We start from the raw sequence: 20,637 nt of genomic DNA, 5'->3' as shown, positions 1-20,637 counted from the left end.
ATGACACAACGTGGTTATTTATTCAGCACTTTTTTTTGCCTGGCGCTAAGTGCGGCGGCCAAGGCTGAAGAACAGATTATCGTGGGATTGAATATTCCCCAAACCGTGGTCGACGGCAGTATTTATAGCGCCGCCGATAAGCTGGGTTACTTCCGCGCGGAAAACCTGGCGGTGAAAACCATCGTTTTCCAGGGCGCCGGCGCCCTGCTGCCGCAGGTTAACAGCAAAAAAATCGATATCGGCTTTCCGATGCCGGAGCCGGTGCTGGCGTCCTATGCCCCCGGCAAACAACCCTTGCCGGTACAGTTTTTCTATAACGCCCGGCCTTCCGGCGGCATGGAGCTGGCGGTATTGGACAGTTCGCCCATCAAGACCCTGGCCGACCTGAAAGGGAAAAAAATCGGCGTCGGCGCGCTGACCTGGGCTTCGATTCCGCAAACCCGCGCCGTGCTGGCCAACCAGGGACTGAATCCGGATAAAGACGTGCAGATCGTGGCCACCGGCGCGCTCGGCGCCGGCTTCCTGGCGTTAAAGGAAGGCCGCGTCGACGCGCTGAACTTTAACCAGAGCTGGCACGACATGCTGGAGCAAAGCGGCACTAAAATCCGCCGGTTGTCCTATCCGGCCGAATTTTCCGCGATGGTGGGCAATGGCTTTATCGCCCATAACGATACCCTGCGCGATCGCCGCGCCATGCTGGTGGGTTTTGGCCGCGCCATCACCAAGGCCACACTGGCGTGTGAGGCCAATCCCGGCTTCTGCGTCCAGACATTCTGGCAGGCGCAGCCGGAATTAAAACCGGGCGCCGAGGTCTACCAGGCCAGGCTGAAAGACGCGGTATTCCTGTTGGAACGCCGGTTAAAACGCACCCTTTACACACCTGAGGGTCAGCCGGTGGTGCCGGGACGATACGATATCGACGCCATTGCCCGCTATGTCGCCTTGATGCATGACGCCGGTGAACTGGACGTGGCCAGCGTACCGCTGGATAAGATTTTCACCAACGCGCTGGTCGGCGATATTAATCATTTCGATAAACAGGCCGTACAGCAACAGGCCCGCGTGGCCAAAATGGAGGAGAATTGATGATGCCGCTGACACTGACCGTTACCCCGGCCATCGCCTTGGTGGATGAACCGCGCCGCATCCGTCTCCATAGCCTGCGCCCCGGCGCCACGGTTGAGATTGAAGCCACATCCCGCACCGGCGATGGCGCGGCCTGGCGCAGTTACGCGCAATTTATCGCGGCGGATGACGGCACGGTGGATTTGCAGCGTGATGCGCCGGTTGCCGGTGATTACCGGGGCGTCGACGGCCAGGGATTACTGTGGTCGCAGCGGCAGGTTTCCCCGCCGACCGGCGCCGCCGGTCATCCGGCGGTTATCGCGCCGGTCACCGTGCATCTGCGCGCAACGGGACGCTGCGCCGGGGTGGATGCCGCGCCTGTCCATGCCGACGCGCAAATGGTGCAACAGTTTAGCGCCGATAACGTCGCCTATCGGCCGATTGAAGAGCAGGGCCTGGTGGGCGCGCTCTATACGCCTGGCACGCCGGGGCCGCATCCGGTGGTTATCTACCTCAATGGATCCGGCGGCGGCATCAATCATCAGCGCGCCGCGTTATGGGCTTCCCGCGGCTATGCGGCGCTGGCATTGGGGTACTTTGGCGCGCCGGGCCTGCCGTCGCATATCTCCGCCACGCCGCTGGAATATTTCGCCGACGCCCTGGCCTGGGTACACGAGCGGCTGCGGCCGCGCAAGGGTTTTGTCGCGGTCAGCGGGCAGTCGCGCGGCGGGGAATTATCCCTGCTGCTGGCCGCCACCTTTCCCGAACGGGTGTCCGCCGTGATCGCCTATGTTCCCAGTTCGGTAACGCACGGCGTACTGGCGGCGGGACGCCCGGGTGAAAGCCGCTTCGCGCCCTGCTGGGTTTACCAGGGCAAGCCGCTGCCGATTGTCTGGCATGGAAACGACGCGCAGGCATGCTGGCGCGAAATTGACAACGCCCCGCAGCCGCGGCGCCAGGCGGCGGCGTTTGTCCACGCCCAGCGGAATACCGCCGCGGTGGAAGCCGCGCGCATCCGGGTGGAAAATATGCGCTGCCCGGTGCTGTTGATTTCCGGCGGCGACGATGGATTCTGGCCGTCCACCGACTACTGCCGCCATGTGACCAGGACGCTTAACGATCACGCCTATCCTTACCCCGTTCAGCACCTGGATTATCCCGACGCCGGCCACGCCATCGCCACGCCGTATGTGCCGGCCACGGTTATCGATAAGCCCCATGCGGTATCGGGCATTATCATGGCCGCCGGCGGCACGCCCGCCGCCAATGCCCACGCCTCGGCGGATTCGTGGCGCCAGAGCCTGGCGTTTATGGCAAAACTGACGCAAAGCCGCTGATCAACTCGCCGCCTTGCGCGGCGGTTACCCTTTCCAGCGCGACGCGCGGATAAGCGCGCAAAAGTCGCCGGGCATAAAACCCGGTTCCTTATCGGCAATCACATCGGCTTTAACATTGCCGAAGGTGGTGTCCGGCTTATGCTTAATGCCGTCATAAAACGCCTGGATAATGTCTTCTTTAAACGCCGGCGTGCGCGGATGCTCGGCCACCACCTGTTCCCGCACGTCTTCCGGGTAGGACGCATAGTTAATGCCCAGTACATCCATCTCCACGCCGGCGGTGACCAGGGCGATTTCCGGCGCCATAAACTCCGGCACCCCCGGCGTGGTATGCAGGGCGATGGCGGTCCAGACCTTATCGATATCCGCCTGGCCGACACCGTACCGGCGCAGGAAATCGCGCGCCGCATCGGCGCCATCCACCTCAAAACGCTTATCGCAGCTGCAGTGTTCCCGGGTCAGCCCCATGTCGTGGAACAGGCAGCCGATATACAACAATTCTTGATCGACGCGAAGGCCGCGCTGCCGCCCGGCCAGCGCCCCCCAATAATAGGTGCGGCTGGAATGATGAAACAGCAGATCGGATTCGGTGTCGCGCACCAGCTCCGTTGCTTCGCGCGCCATTTTGCTGTCGGGCACGCTGATACCGTTGATGCTGAAAGCCATGGTGATTACCTCCGGTTAATTGACCTGACCAGGGTAATGGCTCATGCTCGGTGTCTTCAATCACCGTATTACGACGATTTGAGACAAAACGCTGACCGGTGCCATGCAATAACCCATTGAGGTACGGAATAGGATATGCGTAAAGAAATAGTCTGCCTCGCGCTGCCCGGCGCGCAACTGCTGGATATTTCCGGGCCGCTGGACGTGTTTGCCGAGGCGAACGCCATCCTGGGGCGCGTGGTTTACCGTATGCGGGTCATGGGGCTGGATCAGCAGATCATTACCTCATCCTCGGGGGTAAAAATCGTCCCCGACCTGTCGTTGCGGGAGACGCTTACCGGGCCGCTGGATAGCTTCCTGGTGGCGGGCGCGCCGGCGGTGGCGGCGGGCGTTAATCTGGATGCGCACAGCCTGGCGGCGCTGGCGGCCTGCTGCCGGCAAAGCCAGCGTTATGGCTCGGTATGCACCGGCGCGCTGGTGCTGGCGGCTACCGGATTAATGGATGGCTTCCGGGTCACCACCCATTGGGCGGTATGCGGGGAACTGGCGCGCCGCTACCCCGGCGTGCGGGTCAATGGCGATGAAATCTATATCTGCGACGGCCCGCTGCGCACGGCGGCGGGCGTAACGTCCGGTCTGGATCTGGCGTTGCGGATGGTGGAAGAGGATCTGGGCCGCGAGGTGGCGATGGCGATCGCCGCCAACCTGGTGATGTTTTTCACCCGCCCGGTCGGCCAAGGGCATTTCAGCCGCAGCGGCCGCGCCTCGCTGGCCGGCAGATCGTCCTTGCAGGATATGCAGCGCTGGGCCGTCGCCCATCTCGATGAGGTGAAAAGTGTGAAAACCCTGGCCAATCATATGCAGCTCAGTACCCGGCATTTTACGCGTCTCTTCCAGGAGGCGCTGGGAGTGGCGCCGGCGCGCTGGCTGGAGCAGGAGCGGGTGGCCAAAGCGCGCGACCTGCTTGAATCCAGCCGTTTGGCGCCGAAGGAAATCGCCGCCGCCTGCGGTTTTTCCAGCGTGGATATTCTGCGGCGCGCCTTTTTACGGCGGCTGAAAACCACGCCCACGCAATATCGCCGCTATTATATCGGCCTTGATTGAGCGCAAGGGCAAACCCGCCTGCGCGCGGCCACACCAACGTCGCTACCGCCTAATCAACACGCCTGGCAAGTCCTCCGGGGCAATCTCCTACAAAATTTCAAAGAATAGCGTTCAATCTCTGTACTGATTAAGCGCTTTATCAAAGACACCGGTGATTTATTATACCCACACTCTTTTTATCAGGTGAAACTCAACGGCGGGCGCATGAACAATATCAATTCAACATCCTCTTCCTCCGATACCGCCATAAATGATGTCGCCGCCGCTCGGCAAGCCGGGCCGTTCAATCCGGCATTCGGCTTAAGCGTAACCAATGTCCCGCGGCCCTTTACCGCAATGCGCAGCCCCATACTCCGCCACCAGGAAGGCCCCCCGGCAAAAATCCATAAACCAAACTTTGCCGATGGCGATAATACCCCCGGCAAGGGAAACCCAAGTTTCGCCTGTCGTTCATATGAATGTTTAAAACAAGAACTGCATAAAAAATATTATGATATAAGCGTTTTGCTGCCGCATGAAAAACACCTTTATCTGCCGATTTTGCTCGACGGCGATAGCGGGACGATAGAACTGCTCAAAAATACCAACCTTATCGATGATAGTGATAACCCTGCTTTAAACTTTCACGCGGCATCCGGCAGGCTGTCCATCACCACTGTCACAGATAAAGATGATAATGAATTTAACGATATCCCGTTAAAACTGATGGACCAAATAAATATGCATTATCCTATATTAGGTAATAATTTCTATGCATCTTATTATTGTGAGCCAAATAAAAAGCAAAAAATGTATAAACTGATATTCCCTAAGAAAAATTTTACGGGGGAAAATTTTTATCTGACGTTGGAATGCGCAAATACGGTATTTAATGCCGCATCGATCAATAAAAAATTTTATATTTCATTGGTTATAATGCATTTAAGTAACTATCTAAAGCACGCCGGCTTGCCTGAGCTTAATCATGATGTTATTGACAAATTATTGCAGGGATATCCGTCATTGGCCAATAGCGGCAAGGGGATTTTGCAATGCTTAGCGGCCTATTACTGAAGGCTCCTTGCCCTACCCTCGCCCACCAATGCGCCATGGCGCGTTTTTATCATGTAAAAGCAGGCCGGATGATGTCCGGCGCCGGCACGTTTTCATCCAGGCGACGATCGCCAGGCTTGGGGGAAGCGCTAATCATGGGCAGTCCGCATCACTGACGGGGCTATTCGCGCTTAAGCCGGTTACTGTTGACCAGCCACAGCGTTACCACCAGGATTAATATGGCGGCCGAATAATACAGCGTGTCCTGCGGATCTTTATGATCGACGATAATCAGGCGGATAATCGCCGTGATGCCGATATAGACAAAGTAGCGCAGCGGAAAGTGATACCCGGACTGGAAATACTTCACAATCAGGGCGATAAACTCAAAATACAGAAAATAAATGACGATGCCTTCAATCATCTGGTAGTAAGACGCCAGTTCGCCGTTTACCAGCAACACCCTGGCCAGAAGAACGGTTTCCTTACCCATAAAAACGATCAGGATCGCCGCCAGGAACAGCAGGCCGATATTCAGGATCATTTGCAGCACGGTCGCTATACGCATACCGGTAATCATACCCATACCTCGTCGTGATAGTTTCCTTACGGAAAGACCGGTAAGCATAGCATGATTTTTGTGATGAATATCACATTAAACCAGCGCATCCGGGTACTTGCCTTCAGGCGGGTAAAGGAAGAGCAAGGGCTTTGGCGGCGCGGCGAAACGCGGTATGCGGCGTAGGGCGGGGAAACCCGCAGCGTGGTAAAGGGGTGGCGCAAGCCCCGCCCTGATAGACGGGGTGCGGATCAGGTCGTGCTGCCAATTCAGTTTTTTAACTGGTAGGTCAGTGTAATCTCAGCCTTAAGCACCTTGGACACCGGGCAGTTTTCTTTTGCCTGCTGGATAATGGCGTCAAATTCCTGTTTATCGATCCCGGGCACTACCACGCTGCTGTCCAGGGCGATTTTAGTGATGCCGTAGCCGCCGCCCACCTTATCAAGGGAAACATCGGCTTTAGTATCAATACTCTGCGGGGTATATCCCTTCTCACCCAGCATCAAGGATAGCGCCATGGAAAAACAGGCCGAGTGGGCGGCGCCGATAAGCTCTTCGGGATTGGTGCCGGGTTTGCCTTCAAAGCGGGTATTGAAGCCATAGGGCTGCTGGCTTAAGGCGCCGCTTTCCGTGGAGATGGTGCCCTTACCCTGCTTGATATCGCCTTCCCAATGTGCCTGTCCGTGTTTATGAATAGTCATCTGCATCCTCCTGTTTGTTACCCATAGGCTTTTAGTATAGCTACTCTTGCCGGAGGTGGGGAAATCCCAGGCCAATGCGGCCGGGTAAGCGACGTGACAGTCATCCGGTTTATTTTTTCGCTCTTTTGTGAAAGCGGCTATTCTATTTCCGCCATGCGGCAGGCGAAAATATATGTTCTGCTTCTTTATTAACAAAATAGCGGTAATTATTTCCCAACGTTCATTTGCAATCGGTAAGCCGAGGCATTACCCGTCACGATTGAGTCATCATCATCTCTTGGACAGTTGCACTATTTTTTTCAGGCATCCGCATATCAGCGCGGGCAAAAGACAAAAATTGGGCTTAACGCCATCACGCAAAGCACAGGGTGGCATGAGCGAATCCCCATAATTCCCACAACAACCGCCCTACCGCCGCCGCACCACTCTGCATCGATATTTTTACTGTCCATTCTCTCATTCCGCGGAAAATAACCTAAAGAAGCGGAAAAATTTGCCGATAGCTAGGCAGGACATTTATCTCAGGTATTACACAGTTTGATTTGTGACATTTATATGGGAAACAGAAATGACAAGTTTAATAAGTAAAATAAATAGCATTAAAGTGTCACATAAACTTTTTCTAGGCTTCGGCATTGTCTTATTACTGGTCGTTATTGCATCAGGCCTTAGTGTTCAACGCTTCAAGGAAATTCGCGATATTTATGAAAAGACCAATCTGGTTTATAATATAAATATTGATGTTTTCCAGGTTAAAGTCAACCGCGTTAAATACCTTTACTCGTCCGACGACGCGGTGCGTAAAGTCATGGCCGGCTTTATCGATGACGCCGCCGCGCTCACCCACCAAGCCCAGGCACTGTCATGGGATAAAGAATCGATGGCAAGCCTGGATAGCATTGCCCGCTATCTGGGAGATTTTAATAAATCTCTGGAAAACATGGGTGTTTTTTCCAAAAAAATGGTCGCTATCCGCGCCCAACTGGACGAACTCCATAACCAGGACGCCATAGGCCCCTTTAAAACCGCCTTGCTAAACCAGACGTTTGGCACCGATAGGGATAATCAACTCAATGATTTTGTATTGGCCTATATTTTAATTAAAGACAATTCCTTTAATTTGCAATTAAAAGGCACCGATGAGGCATTAGCCTTGCTGCAAAAGAATTATGCGGATGCAGAGAAAAAATATAACGATTTGGCGGTCAGCCTCGCACCAGAAAACAAGCCAGCCCTTGATGCTTTTTGGAGCTACTTTGGCAAATATAAGGATATAAGCCAGAACTACTATGCCGATTATAAGGATTTAAATGCGGCGGAAAACGGCGTAAAACTTGCCGGCGATAAGAGCAGCGCCGCGGTCAAAGTCATTATTAATATCGTGAAAGAAAAAAATGACGCGCTGGCGTATGGTTCTTCAAGCATTACCATTATCATCGGCCTGATTGCGGTGGTCTTCGGTATTCTCGTCTCCTGGTATATCACCCGGCAGATTACCCGGCCGGTGCTGAAAAATCTCGCGGTTGCCGAGCGCATTGCCGACGGCGATCTCACCGCGTCGATAACGCCTGAAAGTCATGATGAACTGGGCCAGCTTACCGCCGCCATGGCGCGCATGAACGCCAAACTGCGCACCATCATTTCCGATGTGCGCGACAGCGTCGGCACCGTGGCCTCGTCGGCGGCCAAAATCGCCACGGGCAATACCGACCTGTCTTCCCGCACCGAGCAACAGGCCGCCGCCGTGGTCGAGACCGCCGCCAGCATGGAAGAGCTTACCTCAACGGTGAAAAACAACGCCGACAACGCCAGACATGCCAGCCAGATCGCCGGCGAAGCCACCCACAATGCCCATCAAGGCGGCGAAGTGATGAAAAATGTCGTCAGGACCATGGACGACATCTCCCTGAGTTCGAAAAAAATCACCGATATTACCGCCGTCATCAACAGCATCGCTTTCCAGACCAATATCCTGGCGCTTAACGCGGCGGTGGAAGCGGCGCGCGCCGGCGAGCAGGGCCGTGGGTTCGCGGTGGTGGCCAGCGAAGTACGCAATTTGTCGCAACGCAGTTCGCAGGCGGCGAAAGAGATCGCCACCTTAATAGGCGAGTCCGTCTCGCGCATTGACGTGGGCACCAAACTGGTGGCCCAGGCCGGCGATACCATGGAGCAAATCGTCGCCTCGGTTTCGCGCGTCAACGACATCATGGGCGAGATTTCCTCGGCCTCGGAAGAGCAAAGCCACGGCATCGAACAAATCGCCCGGGCGATCAGCGAGCTGGATACCACGACCCAGCAGAACGCCGCGCTGGTCACCGAGTCCTCCCTTGCCGCCAACACGCTCGAAGATCAGTCGGCGGTGCTGGAGGAACTGGTTGCCAGCTTCCGTTTATAGCGGCCGCCTTGCGGGTTAACCCTGCGCGGTGGGACGCACGATAATCTCGCCCACATCCACATCGGCGGGCTGTTCAATGGCAAAGGCGATGGCGCGCGCTATCGCCTCAGGCGCAATGCCGAACGTGTTCATGGACTCTTCGATCCGGGCCTTGACGGCCGGATCGGTGATGGTCTGCGCAAAGTCGGTACGCGTCATACCAGGAGAGATGACCGTGACCCGCAGCGTTTCCCCCGCCTCTTGCCGCAGCCCTTCGGAGATGGCGCGCACCGCCATTTTCGTGCCGGCATAGACCGCCATGGTCGGTACGATACGATGCGCGGCGGTGGACGCGGTGTGGACAAAATGGCCGAAACCCTGGGCGCGGAACACCGGCAGCGCGGCGGCAATACCATACAACACGCCCTTGATATTAATATCGATCATCGCCTCCCAGTCGTCTACCTTCAGTTCGTCGAGAGGTGAAATCGGGCCCACGCCGGCGTTGCCGATCAAAACATCCAGCTTGCCATACCGTTCGCACGCCAGGTCGACAATACGCGCCACATCGTCGCGCCGGGTGACATCGGTTTGCAAACAGGCCGCGTCGCCCCCCTCGGTTCGTATACGGGTTGCCAGCGCCGCCAGCCGCTCCGGCCTGCGCGCGCCCAGCACCACTTTAGCGCCGCGCGACGCCAGCAGCAGCGCGGTCGCCGCGCCGATACCGCTGCCCGCGCCGGTAATAATCACCACTTTACCGTTGATTTGCGACATGAATACGCCTCCACCTAATTCGCCATCAAAATCGGCGCGGCCTTGCCGGGCCACGCCGGGGACAGATGGCATCATGGCGCCCGCCGGCCGATTAATCTATAATCAATTCCCCGCTATTTATCATCGATCGTACGGAATGTTATGGACCCGTTGTCGGATGTGTTTTCCCTGTTGAAAGCTAAAAGCTTGTTGTCGGCGCGCATTGAGGTGCACGGTCCCTGGGCGATGCGTTTCTCCGGCCTGAGCCATATCAAATTCGCCGGCGTGTTGGAAGGATCATTCTGGCTGTGGAGTGAAGACGGCATGCCGCCCGTGCATATCATGACCGGTGATTTTTATTTGCTGACGCGCGGCCAGGACTATTGCACCGGCAGCGATCCCACGCTGGCGCCGGTTGATGGCCGGGAGGCCCTGGCGAAAAACCTTGGCGCAGACGGTATTGCGCGTTATGGCGACAGCGGCGAGAAGGTGAGCGCGGCGGGCGGACGTTTTATTTTTGCGCACGACTCCGGCACCCTGTTATTGAAGCTACTGCCGCCGGTGGTTCATGTGCCGGCGGCGTCAGCCAGCGCCGCGCCGCTGCGCGCGGTGCTGGAACTGCTGCGCATCGAGACCGAAGCCTCACGCCCGGGGGCCGCGGTGGTGGCTACCAATCTCGCCAATATGGTGCTCATCCAGATCCTGCGGGCGCACCTGGGGTCGGGTATGCAAGCGCCCGGCTGGCTGGGCGCCCTGGCCGATCCGCAGATCGGCGCGGCGCTGGGCCTGATGCACGCCGATATCGCCCGCCGCTGGACCGTGGGGGAACTGGCGGCCAGGGTCGCCATGTCGCGCACCACGTTCTCGCAGCATTTCAGGCGGCTGGTCGGGGTGCCGCCGCTGCAATATCTTATCGAGTGGCGCATGGCGGTGGCGGGCGACGCCCTGCGGGCCGGCAAAAGTCTGGCGGCGGTGGCGGACAGCGTCGGTTACGGTTCCGATACGGCATTTAGTGCGGCGTTTACGCGCACCACCGGCCAAAGGCCGGGGCGTTACCGGGCACAAAGGTAGTCAGTTATTACTGAAAAAGATATCGCCCGATTCGGCTTTGAGAATTTTGCCGGTGTCATTGGTGATCAGAAGGTAATTGCCGCTGGCATAGGTCCAATGGCTATTCTCTACCGGGGCGGGCAAATGGCGCTTTTGCCATTCGACAATTTCATACTGCTTGGTGAGGTATTTAGCCGGTACCGTATCGCCGATTTGATGCTCTTTATCATCGATAATGATTTTATTGAGCTCGTAGGACGGGGGCGCGGCGGGCTGGGGCTGCGTAAGCTCCGGTTGGGGTTGCGTAAGCTGCGGCTGCGCCGAATCCGGTTGCGCGGGTGCCGGCGCCTGTTCAGGCTGCGCCGGCTCCTGCTGCGGTTGTACCTGTTCCTGCTGCGGCGCAACGGCATCCTGCTCGCCTTCCGCCCGTACGGGGGAAACCAGGCTGAGGCTGCCGGCCAGTAATCCCGCCGTAAAGAGTAAAACTTGAGTCCTGCTGCGCATCATGTCTCCCGCTGTAAATGCTGTTTTATCAAAATACTTACACTACAGACAATACGGAAGGTAGTGTTGTTCCGTACATGGGTGGCACGCAGCAAAATTTAATCGCCCCATGGCAATACCCAAATCCGGGGTAAAGCGGCGGGGAGTAGAGTAAAATGGAATGCGCCACGGTAGATTATTATTCACAATAGTCTTGGTAACCAGATCGCCCCGGGCCCAAAGAGGGATAGGCCGCGCATGACCATGAGCCACGCCCATATTATAACCAAACTTATGCGCCTGGAGGTCAGTATTGCAACCCATTTGCTCAGCAGCAAACATGTCAAAAGAATGGGGAACGGTGTTTATCCAGGCGTTAATATAGAATTGCAGGATGTTATGAATAAAATCAAAGGACTTTTGAAATTAGTCGCCATTTTTATCATCATTAAGGTCATCTTTTTTTTTAGCGCTGAATTTAGTAAAAACCAGGCCATGTCGGCGAATACAGCGCCCCGGCCAATCCCTGCGACAGCACCGATTGTTTCTTCTGCTCACGCGGTGGTGCCAAAAGATGGATTCCGTCGCTATGTGGCCGGCTATGGCGTAAGCGTTGAGTTGCCTGAAAAATGGTTTATTCTTGCACACAGCCAGGTAAAAGACATCGCGGACATTGGCAGTAAGGCGATGAATAGCCAGGATAAAAGTAAACAAACGCCCCTGGCCGCCAATTCCAGCGCCGATCAAAAACAGAATCAGGCGGTATTCAGAGTTTCCTTCAGCGATAATCTGTTAACCGAAAGCGAGATACAAACAGCGACGGCGGCGGAAATAAAGGAGGCTTGCGACGCGCTTAATAACGGCCTGAATCCTGGCTTAGAAAAGATGGGCACTCACCTAGTGAGAATACCCTACTGTTCAGTGGGCAAAATAGCCGGTAAGACGGCGTTTATTGCGGACTATCAGCGCAGCGGCGCCTATGGCCCCGATCCGTGGAGAGTGCTGATTTATCAAATTCCGCTGAGTGCAAAAACGGCGATGATAACCGTATCCTACCAACTTGTTTCCGACGCGGCAAAAAACCAGATTGAGGAGATATTGAGCTCTCTGTTGTTTGAGTAACAGCTAACCTGGGTGAAAATATTTGCGCGTGGGTTTTTTTAACCCGTGCCGGCGCAAATATTTTCGCCGCTGATTCGTCTACCTCTGTATCTGAACAATGTGGAGTAGACAACATGAGAGATCGTAAGTTAAAGATATTGGTTATGGCCGTTGTGGCTATCCTCGCGGTTACCACGCTGGTCATGCTGCTGTGGAACGCGCTGCTGCCGGTAATATTCGGCGTAAAGAGCATTGGCTTTTTCCAGGCGCTGGGGCTGCTTATCCTCTGCAAAATCCTGTTTGGTGGTTTTGGCGGCCGGGGCATGTTCGGCCGCCGGGGCCAGGAAATGCGTGCGCGCTGGATGGCGATGAGCCCCGAGGAACGCGAGGCGTTTATTAAACAGCGCGGCATGGGCCACCGGCAGGGTCCCTGGCATGGCCACTGCCATCCTAGGGATCGAGGCAATGAACCGCGCGCCGACGAAAACGGCCAGGCATAATGACTAACGCCGCGGACCGGCGCCACGATCTGCTGGCCGCGCTGCGCGGCTGCCAGCAGCGGCTGCGGGCGTTTATTGCCGGGCGCACCGTTAATGTCGCCGATGCGGAAGATGTGTTCCAGGAGATAAGCTATCAGCTGATCAAGGCCGATAGCTATCTTCATCCCATCGAGCAGGTCGCCGCCTGGCTGTATCGCGCCGCGCGCAATGAGCTTATCGACCGGTCGCGTAAAAAGCGCGAATTATTGCTATCCGACGATGTGGACCAGGAATGGCCCGCCGGCGAGGAACTGGGCGAGCTGCTGTTTAATGCGCAAAGCGGCGCCGAGGACACCTATCTGCGCGAGCTGGTATGGCAGGAGTTGGCGCTGGCGCTGGCGGATATGCCGCCCCAGCAGCGCGAGGCGTTTGAAAAGACCGAACTTCAGGGCTACTCCTTTAAGCAGCTGGCCGATGAGACCGGGATCGCCGTCGAAACCCTGCTGTCGCGCAAACACCAGGCGGTGCTGTTCCTGCGCCTGCGCCTGCAGGTGCTTTATGAAGCGGTAACCGGTGCCTGAGCAGGCTGAAAATAGCCTGCCGTTATGGTCTCTCCGGCGCCCGGACCTCAAGGCGTTGTCCCTCTATGCCGCGGCTCGAGGTATACTCAGTACATATACATACGCTGATAAGGTCCATTCGCCAATGCCATCCGACCGTCGTTCCCGTAAGCGCCTTGCCATGCGGCAAGCCATCTCCAATGCCGCCACGCGCCTCTTCATGGAACGGGGCTTCGATCGGGTGACGGTGGATGAGATCGCCGCGGCCGCCGACGTCGGGAGGATGACCGTGTTCAATCACTTTCCCCGCAAGGAGGACATGTTCTTCGATCGCGACGAGGAGGGCCGTGAACTCTTGCGCGACGCTTTGCGGCGCCGCGATCCCCAAGTCTCTCCCATCGAGGCGCTGCGCCTGCTCGCGCACCGGCTGGTGGCGGAACAAAGCCCCTATGTCGAATTTTCCGCCGGGAGCGAACGCTTCATGGCGACCATCGAGGGCAGCGAAACCCTTAAGGCCCGGGCCCGCGGGATACGCGACGAGATAGCGCAGGTGGTGACGCAAGCGCTATGCGCATGCGTGGGGCGGGAGCCCACCGATCCCGCCGCCCATCTGGCGGCCGGCCTGCTCCTGGCCACCTGGACCGTGGCCTTCATCCAGGCTCACCGGATCTTTCGCCACCATCGGGACGCAGAGGAAGCGCAGGCCGCCTTTCTCGCTCTTATCGATCGGGGAACCCTCGGCCTGAACGCCGCCATGGCGGGCACGCCTTACGCCTGAGCGAACGGCGGCTCCCCTGCCCGCTACATTCACCGGTTGCCCATCATATAACAACCTCCCGTCGGTCCGCCGCCTGCGGGGGTCGCCGCCCCAATAACCCTTCCGCGCTGTTGGCCGCCCAAAATGGACGTGATTTAAAATTTTACTGGACTTAATTTTATGATGATCATAAAATTTTACCAGACATAAAAACATGCCCTAATAGAGACACGAACACCCGGGAGCGGACAAGTGAACATCAACGGTAAAGCGGAAGGGTTGCGTGAGCAAAAAAAACGCATCACGCGCCAGCAGCTATCAAACACCGCGACGGAACTCTTTATTAAACATGGATTTGATAATGTCACGATCGCGGATATTGCCATCGCTGCAAACGTTTCTAAGATGACGGTATTTAACTACTTCCCGCGCAAGGAGGCGCTTTATTTCGATCGCATTGACGAGATCCATCAATTATTACAAGGCGCTATCGATCGCCATCACGCGCTTTCGCCGGTGGCGGCATTACGGACCCTGGCCACTGAACTGGTCGAACAGGAACATCCGTTAGTCAGGATGGATAAGGGTGTTGCCGACTTTTGGAGGGTGGTCGCGGAAAGCCCATCACTGCGCGTTTATGCGCTTGAGCAGTTTGAAATACTGGTACTGACGCTGAGCAATATCCTGTCCTCGCGCATCAACGCGCAAAATAATGATCCCGCGGCCAGCCTTATCGCCGTCATCGTGCTGAATACATGGCGTATCGCATTCCAGGAAGCGCTGAGCCACCAAACCACTTTATCAATCAAAGATAGGCGGCAGGTATTCCTTGATCTTCTTGAGCGCGGCTTTCATGCCGCCGAAGCGACCGCACAGGGAACGCCCTATGTGTAAACCGTGGGGAACGGCGCTTGCCAACCTGATGTTGCAGCCATGGTGAAGAAAACGCTGAGCGTTATTTTTATTACCATTTGGCTTGACGCTATTGGCATCGGCATCATATTTCCTATTCTTCCGCGCCTTCTCGAAGATGTCATGCATACGGCGGACATCTCGCCTTACATCGGTATTATGGCGGCGCTTTATGCGCTTATGCAGTTTATTTTCGCCCCCTTTCTCGGCGCATTAAGCGATAATTTCGGCAGGCGCCGGATATTGCTGATTTCTCTTTCCGGCGCGGTGATCAACTACTTGATAATGGCTTTTTCCACCCAGCTTTGGATGCTGCTGGCCGGGCGGGCGATAGCCGGCCTCACTAGCGCGAATATAGCGGTCGCTATGGCCTGGCTGACTGATATAACCCCGCAACACAAACGCGCCCGGCGTTTTGGGTTATTTAATGCCATGTTTGGCGCTGGCTTCATCATCGGGCCGATTCTAGGCGGGTGGCTCGGCGACTACGGATTACGGCTCCCCTTCCTCGTTGCCGCCGGACTGAACACCGGTAACTTTCTGCTGGCGTTAACCGTCCTGAAAGAGTCCCGCACCCCGGCAAACCGGAAAATGAATTTGTCTGAATTTAACCCGCTCAAGCCGTTGCGCTGGTTATCCGCCTCGAAAGGGCTTTTGATTGTCACGCTGGTTTTCTTTTTCTTAAGCGCTACCGGCGAGGTTTATGGAACCTGTTGGGCGCTGTGGGGGCAGGATATGTTTCACTGGAATGGGTTGTGGATTGGCCTGTCCCTGGGCACGTTCGGAGTATGCCAGACACTGGCGCAGGCATTTTTGCCCGGCCCTGCCAGCCGGCTGCTTGGCGAACGCGGCACTATCCTGGCCGGCATTGCCTGCTCATGCCTGGCATTGATTATCCTGTCCATAAGCAACCAGAGTTGGATGGTGTTCGCGATTATGCCGCTTGTGGCCCTTGGCGGCATCGGCACGCCAGCCCTCCAGGCATTGGCTACCCATCAGGTTAACGCTGACCAACAAGGACAGCTTCAGGGCATATTGGCCTCGGCTGTCAGCCTGGCGTCTATTGTGGCTCCATTGATTTTCTCGACCTTATACTTTCTGGTCCGGACATGGTGGCCCGGCGCCATCTGGATTTCAGTCATTATCATTTATGCGTTCGCGGTACCTTTGATATATCGCTGCGCCCGCACATAACGTAAGCGTGTGGCCAGCGACCGACACTGCAAAATATCGCCTTATTCCTTTAGGCGAGCTTGCTCCCAATAGAAGATATCTATAAATAAAAACAATATATTAGTAACTTTTCAAAATAAGAACCGATCAGCTTAACGATGAGATTTACTCACACTTTCCTCGAAAGTGTTCGCATAAGTACCCCCGCCTTTGCCAAACTACCTCGATACCCCAACAACCGGAGAGGGAATTCTGATGGGTGTGCCGCAAACTAAATCGGAACTTCTGTTAGCCATCGACAAAAACTACAATAAATTATCAGGTTACCTCGCATCCATTCCGCCAGAATTAGCATCGGATCCATCCATGGAAGGGCATGCAAAAGGCTCTGTTATGAGTGTTTGCAATCTTGTCGCTTACTTAGTTGGCTGGAATAGATTAGTTATCAAATGGATAACGCGTGACGAAGCAGGACAGCCCGTCGATTTCCCGGAAAAAGGTTACCAGTGGAACCAGCTTGGTCTTCTCGCCCAAAAGTTTTATCACGACTATGGCGATGTGGATTTAGACTCGCTAAAAAACCAACTGCAGGAAGCTAAAAACGAAATCGTTGAATCTATCAATAAGCGATCCGACGATGATCTGTATGGAAAAGCGTGGTATGGCAAATGGACAATGGGAAGAATGATTTCTCTTAATACGTCTTCACCCTACGCCAACGCCTGCGGCAGGTTAAGAAAATGGGCAAAGGAAAATAACCTTAAGCTGTGAGGGAAGCTGGCGGAAAAATTGACTGCGAAAAAGCAACAGTCCCAGGTTTGGCAGCCCCCCTCAGCCATAGCGTTTAAAAACATCGGCGACGGCAAATCAGTTCTTATAGGGGCGTTATTGCGTAAGCGTACGTCCAGTCGCCGTCTGATTTAACAGAAGTCGTTAGATAACCTGGGTGCTCCTCTGTTAAATTGATCTGCGCCCCAGATCCTGGACTTCAAAATCAATCTGGTGGAACAGGCGCTCCAGCCCAGCGTATCTATTGCCAAACTGGCGTAGGAGCATGGGATCAACGACAATTTGCTATTCAACTGGCGCAGACCTGCGCTGGATACAGGCGATGCTGGGCCATGCCGCGTCAAATCGACTCAAATCTACACGCAGGTAAGCATCAAGGCGCTGTCGGCGGTGCATGCGTCAACGCGATAGGCCAGACGTTGACGACGATATCGGGTTGTTGCTCGACTTGATGGCAGAAGATGCCCCCACGGGGGTTGACGTTAATAAACCATCAAAGATACTAACAGATAGTAATAGATATTATTCTGTATCGGAGGCAACCATGACAACCAGTATCGCGCTAAGTCCTCACTTCGAAGAGTTTATCCGCGCACAAATCGACAGTGGCCGTTATAACGTAAGCGTCAACTCAGTGACGTATTGACGCTTATTCGGCAGGTATGACAAGGTTCCACGGCAGCAGATCTTTAATCTTATTGATGGGATGATCCGCGATTGTCGCCAGTACATGGCGCAGATAGGCTTCCGGTTCGACACCGTTCAGTTTGCAACTGCCGATCAGCGTGTACATCAACGCCGCCCGGTCGCCGCCGCTGTCCGACCCCGTGAAGAGATAATTTTCCCGGCCCAGGCTCACCACCCGCAGCGCGTTTTCCGCGATATTGTTATCGATCTCCGCCCAGCCATCGCCGGCGTAGTAACACAACGCCGGCCAGTGGTTCATCAGATAGTTGAACGCCTTTGCCGTATCGGCCTGTCGCGGCAATGTGGTGAGTTTTTCCCTGATCCAGCTCTCCAGGCCCATCAGTAACGGCTGGGTTCGCGCTTCGCGCACCTGTTGTCGTTCTTCGGCCGGGCGCCCCCGGATGTCGGCTTCGATAGCATACAGTTCACCGATCCTCTGCAGGGCTTCGGTGGTGGTCGGCGACGGATGGCGAACATGGATATCATGGATTTTACGCCGGGCGTGGGCCATGCAGCCGACCTCGCGGATAGGGCCTTCTTCGTATGGCGGGTTGAAGCCCGCGTACGCATCCGCCTGCAACAGTCCGCTGAACCCGGCCAGATGCGTTGGCGGATGAATCCCCTTGCGGTCCGGGCTGTAGGTGAACCACACCGCGGGTGGAAGTCGCGAACCGGCATTGCGGTCGTCACGCACATAGACCCACAGCCGGCCGGTTTTCGGCTTGCCTTTGCCCGATTGCAGCACGTCCACCGGCGTGTCGTCGACGTGCACTTTACCCGTGTTCATCACATAGTCGCATACCGCGTCGGCCAGCGGCGCCAGCAGGTTGCTGCACAGGCCCACCCAGCCGGCCATGGTGGCCCGGCTCAGTGTGACGCCCTGACGGGCGAAGATTTCCGACAGGCGATACAGCGGCGAGTGCTCGGCGTATTTCGCCGTCATCACGCGCGCCAGCAGGCCCGGACCGGCGATGCCACGTTCGATGGGGTGCGACGGCGCCGGCGCCTGGACGATGACATCGCAGCGGGCGCAGGCTTTCTTTTTACGCCGGGTTTTTATCACCTTGAACGCGCTTTTAATCAGCTCAAGCTGTTCGCTGACATCCTCGCCCAGCGGCTTAAGATCGCCGCCGCAGGCGGGACAGGCCGGCTCGTGCGGCTCCAGGCAGCACTCTTCACGCGGCAGGTGTGACGGTAAAGGCCGACGTACCGGTGAGGGGCGTGAGGCCGGCAGCATAGCCGGGCAATCGACGGGCGCATGCTGGACCTTATCTTCCGTCAGCAGCTCTTCCAGGCGATGCTCCAGTTGGACTATCTGTCGCCCGGCCTTTTCCGAGCTGCGGCCGAAGTACAGGCGCCGCAGTTTCGCCAGTTGCGCCAGCAGGCGGTCGATTTCTGCTTTGCGTGCGTTAAGGTCATTGTGCAGGGATGCGATAGTCGCCTGTTGTTGCGCGACCAGCGTTTGTTGTTGCAGTACCAGCGCTTGCAGCGCGGGCATATCAGTGGGCAAGGCATGATTTTTTCGTTTCATGCCAGGATGTTAAGGGAAGCTATCGGGTTATTACAATATCGCCAGGTTAAACGAAGTACGCTCCGGTTGTTTCCAATTAGGAGTAGTTACTATGGCTAAGCGCGATTGTAAGTCAGAACTTGGCACAACTGAAGTAAAACCATCACAACCTCGTTATTATACAGTAGGTTATGCACCTAATGGCGGAACGCGCCAGACCAGCCCGCAGTTGAAGATAAGCGGGCGGTGGCTTGATGAACTGGGCTTTAACACTGGGCAAACGGTAGTGGTAACGTCTGAGCAGGGATGCTTGACCATCAAAACTGAGCTTAACGTCTAGAACTAATGTTATCATCCCGGCATAAGGCCGGGATTTGACTATCTGATTTTTTGTATGTCTTTATAATAACAACAAAACAATATAATTCCGATTGGAAAACCTGTTAGGCCAATTTTGCAAATGATTTTTATCTCTTCTTTTCCAAAAGGAAATGGCTTATCAAATTCCCACATTAACCATCCTTTCAGTAAGTAAGCAAAGACACCACTTACAATAAAAATAAAAACCATTGAAAAACACATATATATCAATAAAAATAAACAGAATTTTAATTTATTTCGTTTCATCTTTAATTCCAGATACACTTTGGTTCAAGCGTTCTCCCACAACTTCAGATACAAACGAATCAGTAATATTTGCACTAATTGAAGGTAAAGGATTCATTGGCGCAGGCTTCGTTATTGTCCAGATCCCAATCGGCACCCATTCGTATTGTTTCGAGACTGGATTAAGTACCTTATCCATGGGGACTTTGAATACGTTTCCTGCAGCATAGCCCACTGAAGCCCCTGATTTACTAAGTAATGCTCCCATAAAAGGATCGTCCCCTTTTATTTCCGCCGAATAAAAGCCGCCTGCCGCATTCCAGGTGACGGTAGGGTTATATCCTTTACCCGCCGTGATTGCACCAATGACTCCAGCGTTGATCACATCGGTAAGTTTGACATCGCCTGTCGCCCCTGCTTGTATCGCCGCATTAGCCGCGCCCGATATTCCAGCAGCGATTAATTGCTCTTTTCCACTTGGCCCTTGAATAATGGATTTTGCACCCATCATAATGACTGGCCAAGACGTAGGGTCACTGACCACAGACAGCACTCTATCACCGGTAGTGATATTATCTTTAAGGAATTTAAGATCATTTTTATTTAGATAATTAACTAATGCGGCAGCTTCGGGCTGCTTTAATTTCTCATCTAGCCGAAATTGCGAAGGATGAGCATCATTGGCAACATTTGTTTCAGCCTGAATAAGCTCTTCCAATGTCACACAGGCCACGCCGCCACCGCTGCATGCATCAGCAAGTTCTTTCGCATTCTTGTTGCTGATATCAATGTATTTCTCAAGTAAGGGAGTGACGTCTTCACCCGTCTCTTTCAGGTCGGCTAGCTCTTTATCCAGTTGCCGTGCTTCTTTTGCACTCAGGAAGTTATTCTCCACCTTAGTCGGATGACCCATGCGTTTTCTTAGCGCTAAGCTTGGAC

General features: G+C 55.1%; 23 protein-coding genes and 1 pseudogene. 16 read left to right on the top strand and 8 right to left on the bottom strand.

Annotated elements, in window-relative coordinates; genetic code table 11:
* Together ACL2XG_RS20740 and ACL2XG_RS20735 are read left to right on the top strand one after the other, a co-directional pair.
* Entirely contained in the window at positions 1–1,086 is a 1,086-nt protein-coding gene (locus ACL2XG_RS20740; protein WP_413721376.1) for an ABC transporter substrate-binding protein, read from the top strand.
* Positions 1,086–2,402 (top strand): acyl-CoA thioester hydrolase/BAAT C-terminal domain-containing protein, encoded by a 1,317-nt coding sequence (locus ACL2XG_RS20735; protein WP_413721377.1) that lies wholly within the window; start codon positions 1,086–1,088, stop codon positions 2,400–2,402. The genes ACL2XG_RS20740 and ACL2XG_RS20735 overlap by 1 nt, the downstream gene beginning before the upstream one ends.
* Before the next feature lie 24 nt (positions 2,403–2,426).
* On the opposite strand, the gene ACL2XG_RS20730 is transcribed toward ACL2XG_RS20735, so the two are convergent.
* On the bottom strand, positions 2,427–3,068 hold the full coding sequence (locus ACL2XG_RS20730) for an HD domain-containing protein (protein ID WP_410013635.1): 642 nt from the start codon (positions 3,066–3,068) through the stop codon (positions 2,427–2,429).
* A 135-nt stretch (positions 3,069–3,203) separates the two neighbouring features.
* Here ACL2XG_RS20730 and ACL2XG_RS20725 point away from each other — a divergent pair, with 135 nt between their 5' ends.
* Positions 3,204–4,172: a GlxA family transcriptional regulator gene (locus ACL2XG_RS20725; RefSeq protein ID WP_413721378.1), complete on the top strand. Its 969-nt coding sequence runs from the start codon at positions 3,204–3,206 to the stop codon at positions 4,170–4,172.
* Positions 4,173–4,376: 204 nt separating this feature from the next.
* On the top strand, positions 4,377–5,225 hold the full coding sequence (locus ACL2XG_RS20720) for a hypothetical protein (RefSeq protein WP_413721379.1): 849 nt from the start codon (positions 4,377–4,379) through the stop codon (positions 5,223–5,225).
* A 160-nt stretch (positions 5,226–5,385) separates the two neighbouring features.
* On the opposite strand, the gene psiE is transcribed toward ACL2XG_RS20720, so the two are convergent.
* Both psiE and ACL2XG_RS20710 read right to left on the bottom strand, forming a co-directional pair.
* On the bottom strand, positions 5,386–5,784 hold the full coding sequence (gene psiE / locus ACL2XG_RS20715) for a phosphate-starvation-inducible protein PsiE (protein WP_410013632.1): 399 nt from the start codon (positions 5,782–5,784) through the stop codon (positions 5,386–5,388).
* A gap of 248 nt (positions 5,785–6,032) precedes the next feature.
* Positions 6,033–6,464, bottom strand: coding sequence for an OsmC family protein (locus tag ACL2XG_RS20710; RefSeq protein ID WP_413721380.1), 432 nt, complete (start codon positions 6,462–6,464; stop codon positions 6,033–6,035).
* Positions 6,465–7,032: 568 nt separating this feature from the next.
* Between ACL2XG_RS20710 and ACL2XG_RS20705 the strand changes: the two genes are divergently transcribed.
* Positions 7,033–8,859, top strand: a complete 1,827-nt coding sequence (locus ACL2XG_RS20705) for a methyl-accepting chemotaxis protein (protein ID WP_413721381.1) — start codon at positions 7,033–7,035, stop codon at positions 8,857–8,859.
* Between the two features lie 15 nt (positions 8,860–8,874).
* Here ACL2XG_RS20705 and ACL2XG_RS20700 read toward each other — a convergent pair whose 3' ends face one another.
* A complete protein-coding gene (locus tag ACL2XG_RS20700; protein WP_410016736.1) occupies positions 8,875–9,612 on the bottom strand; it encodes an SDR family oxidoreductase in 738 nt (245 codons plus the stop codon).
* 141 nt (positions 9,613–9,753) lie between these two features.
* On the opposite strand from ACL2XG_RS20700, the gene ACL2XG_RS20695 reads away from it, so the two are divergent.
* Positions 9,754–10,662, top strand: coding sequence for a cupin domain-containing protein (locus ACL2XG_RS20695; RefSeq protein WP_413721382.1), 909 nt, complete (start codon positions 9,754–9,756; stop codon positions 10,660–10,662).
* On the opposite strand, the gene ACL2XG_RS20690 is transcribed toward ACL2XG_RS20695, so the two are convergent.
* Positions 10,663–11,148 carry an RcnB family protein gene (locus tag ACL2XG_RS20690; RefSeq protein WP_413721383.1) on the bottom strand — a complete coding sequence of 162 codons (486 nt, stop codon included), beginning with the start codon at positions 11,146–11,148 and terminating at the stop codon, positions 10,663–10,665.
* Between the two features lie 234 nt (positions 11,149–11,382).
* On the opposite strand from ACL2XG_RS20690, the gene ACL2XG_RS20685 reads away from it, so the two are divergent.
* The 9 genes and pseudogenes from ACL2XG_RS20685 to ACL2XG_RS20645 all read left to right on the top strand — a co-directional run bounded on the left by ACL2XG_RS20685 (position 11,383) and on the right by ACL2XG_RS20645 (position 17,541).
* A complete protein-coding gene (locus ACL2XG_RS20685) occupies positions 11,383–12,246 on the top strand; it encodes a hypothetical protein (RefSeq protein ID WP_413721384.1) in 864 nt (287 codons plus the stop codon).
* Positions 12,247–12,359: 113 nt separating this feature from the next.
* On the top strand, positions 12,360–12,725 hold the full coding sequence (locus ACL2XG_RS20680; protein WP_413721385.1) for a hypothetical protein: 366 nt from the start codon (positions 12,360–12,362) through the stop codon (positions 12,723–12,725).
* The gene (locus ACL2XG_RS20675) at positions 12,725–13,285 is read left to right on the top strand and encodes an RNA polymerase sigma factor (RefSeq protein WP_413721386.1); all 561 of its coding nucleotides are present in this window, start codon (positions 12,725–12,727) and stop codon (positions 13,283–13,285) included. The genes ACL2XG_RS20680 and ACL2XG_RS20675 overlap by 1 nt, the downstream gene beginning before the upstream one ends.
* A gap of 124 nt (positions 13,286–13,409) precedes the next feature.
* Positions 13,410–14,042, top strand: coding sequence for a TetR/AcrR family transcriptional regulator (locus ACL2XG_RS20670; RefSeq protein WP_413721387.1), 633 nt, complete (start codon positions 13,410–13,412; stop codon positions 14,040–14,042).
* Between the two features lie 231 nt (positions 14,043–14,273).
* Positions 14,274–14,915, top strand: coding sequence for a TetR/AcrR family transcriptional regulator (locus tag ACL2XG_RS20665; protein WP_413721388.1), 642 nt, complete (start codon positions 14,274–14,276; stop codon positions 14,913–14,915).
* 39 nt (positions 14,916–14,954) lie between these two features.
* Positions 14,955–16,127 (top strand): TCR/Tet family MFS transporter, encoded by a 1,173-nt coding sequence (locus tag ACL2XG_RS20660; RefSeq protein ID WP_413721389.1) that lies wholly within the window; start codon positions 14,955–14,957, stop codon positions 16,125–16,127.
* Between the two features lie 234 nt (positions 16,128–16,361).
* Entirely contained in the window at positions 16,362–16,877 is a 516-nt protein-coding gene (locus ACL2XG_RS20655) for a ClbS/DfsB family four-helix bundle protein (protein ID WP_413721390.1), read from the top strand.
* Positions 16,878–17,190: 313 nt separating this feature from the next.
* Positions 17,191–17,300 (top strand): annotated as a pseudogene (locus ACL2XG_RS20650) (recombinase XerC); the annotation flags it as partial.
* Positions 17,290–17,541, top strand: a complete 252-nt coding sequence (locus ACL2XG_RS20645) for a type II toxin-antitoxin system ParD family antitoxin (RefSeq protein WP_413723564.1) — start codon at positions 17,290–17,292, stop codon at positions 17,539–17,541. The pseudogene ACL2XG_RS20650 and the gene ACL2XG_RS20645, both read left to right, overlap by 11 nt.
* Positions 17,542–17,544: 3 nt before the next feature.
* Here the strand turns inward: ACL2XG_RS20645 and tnpC are convergent, their stop codons facing one another.
* Positions 17,545–19,113, bottom strand: a complete 1,569-nt coding sequence (gene tnpC, locus ACL2XG_RS20640; RefSeq protein WP_413721392.1) for an IS66 family transposase — start codon at positions 19,111–19,113, stop codon at positions 17,545–17,547.
* A gap of 91 nt (positions 19,114–19,204) precedes the next feature.
* On the opposite strand from tnpC, the gene ACL2XG_RS20635 reads away from it, so the two are divergent.
* A complete protein-coding gene (locus ACL2XG_RS20635; RefSeq protein ID WP_413721393.1) occupies positions 19,205–19,432 on the top strand; it encodes a SymE family type I addiction module toxin in 228 nt (75 codons plus the stop codon).
* Between the two features lie 38 nt (positions 19,433–19,470).
* On the opposite strand, the gene ACL2XG_RS20630 is transcribed toward ACL2XG_RS20635, so the two are convergent.
* Both ACL2XG_RS20630 and ACL2XG_RS20625 read right to left on the bottom strand, forming a co-directional pair.
* Positions 19,471–19,719 (bottom strand): hypothetical protein, encoded by a 249-nt coding sequence (locus ACL2XG_RS20630; RefSeq protein ID WP_413721394.1) that lies wholly within the window; start codon positions 19,717–19,719, stop codon positions 19,471–19,473.
* Positions 19,706–20,611, bottom strand: coding sequence for a hypothetical protein (locus ACL2XG_RS20625; protein ID WP_413721395.1), 906 nt, complete (start codon positions 20,609–20,611; stop codon positions 19,706–19,708). Before ACL2XG_RS20625 ends, ACL2XG_RS20630 begins: the two co-directional genes overlap by 14 nt.
* Positions 20,612–20,637: the final 26 nt, after the last annotated feature.

This window comes from Sodalis sp. RH24, from assembly GCF_047324145.1.
Classification (GTDB): Bacteria; Pseudomonadota; Gammaproteobacteria; order Enterobacterales; family Enterobacteriaceae; genus Acerihabitans.
The sequence above is the reverse complement of the archived record's forward strand: the minus strand, read 5'-3'. Positions and strand labels throughout refer to the sequence as shown.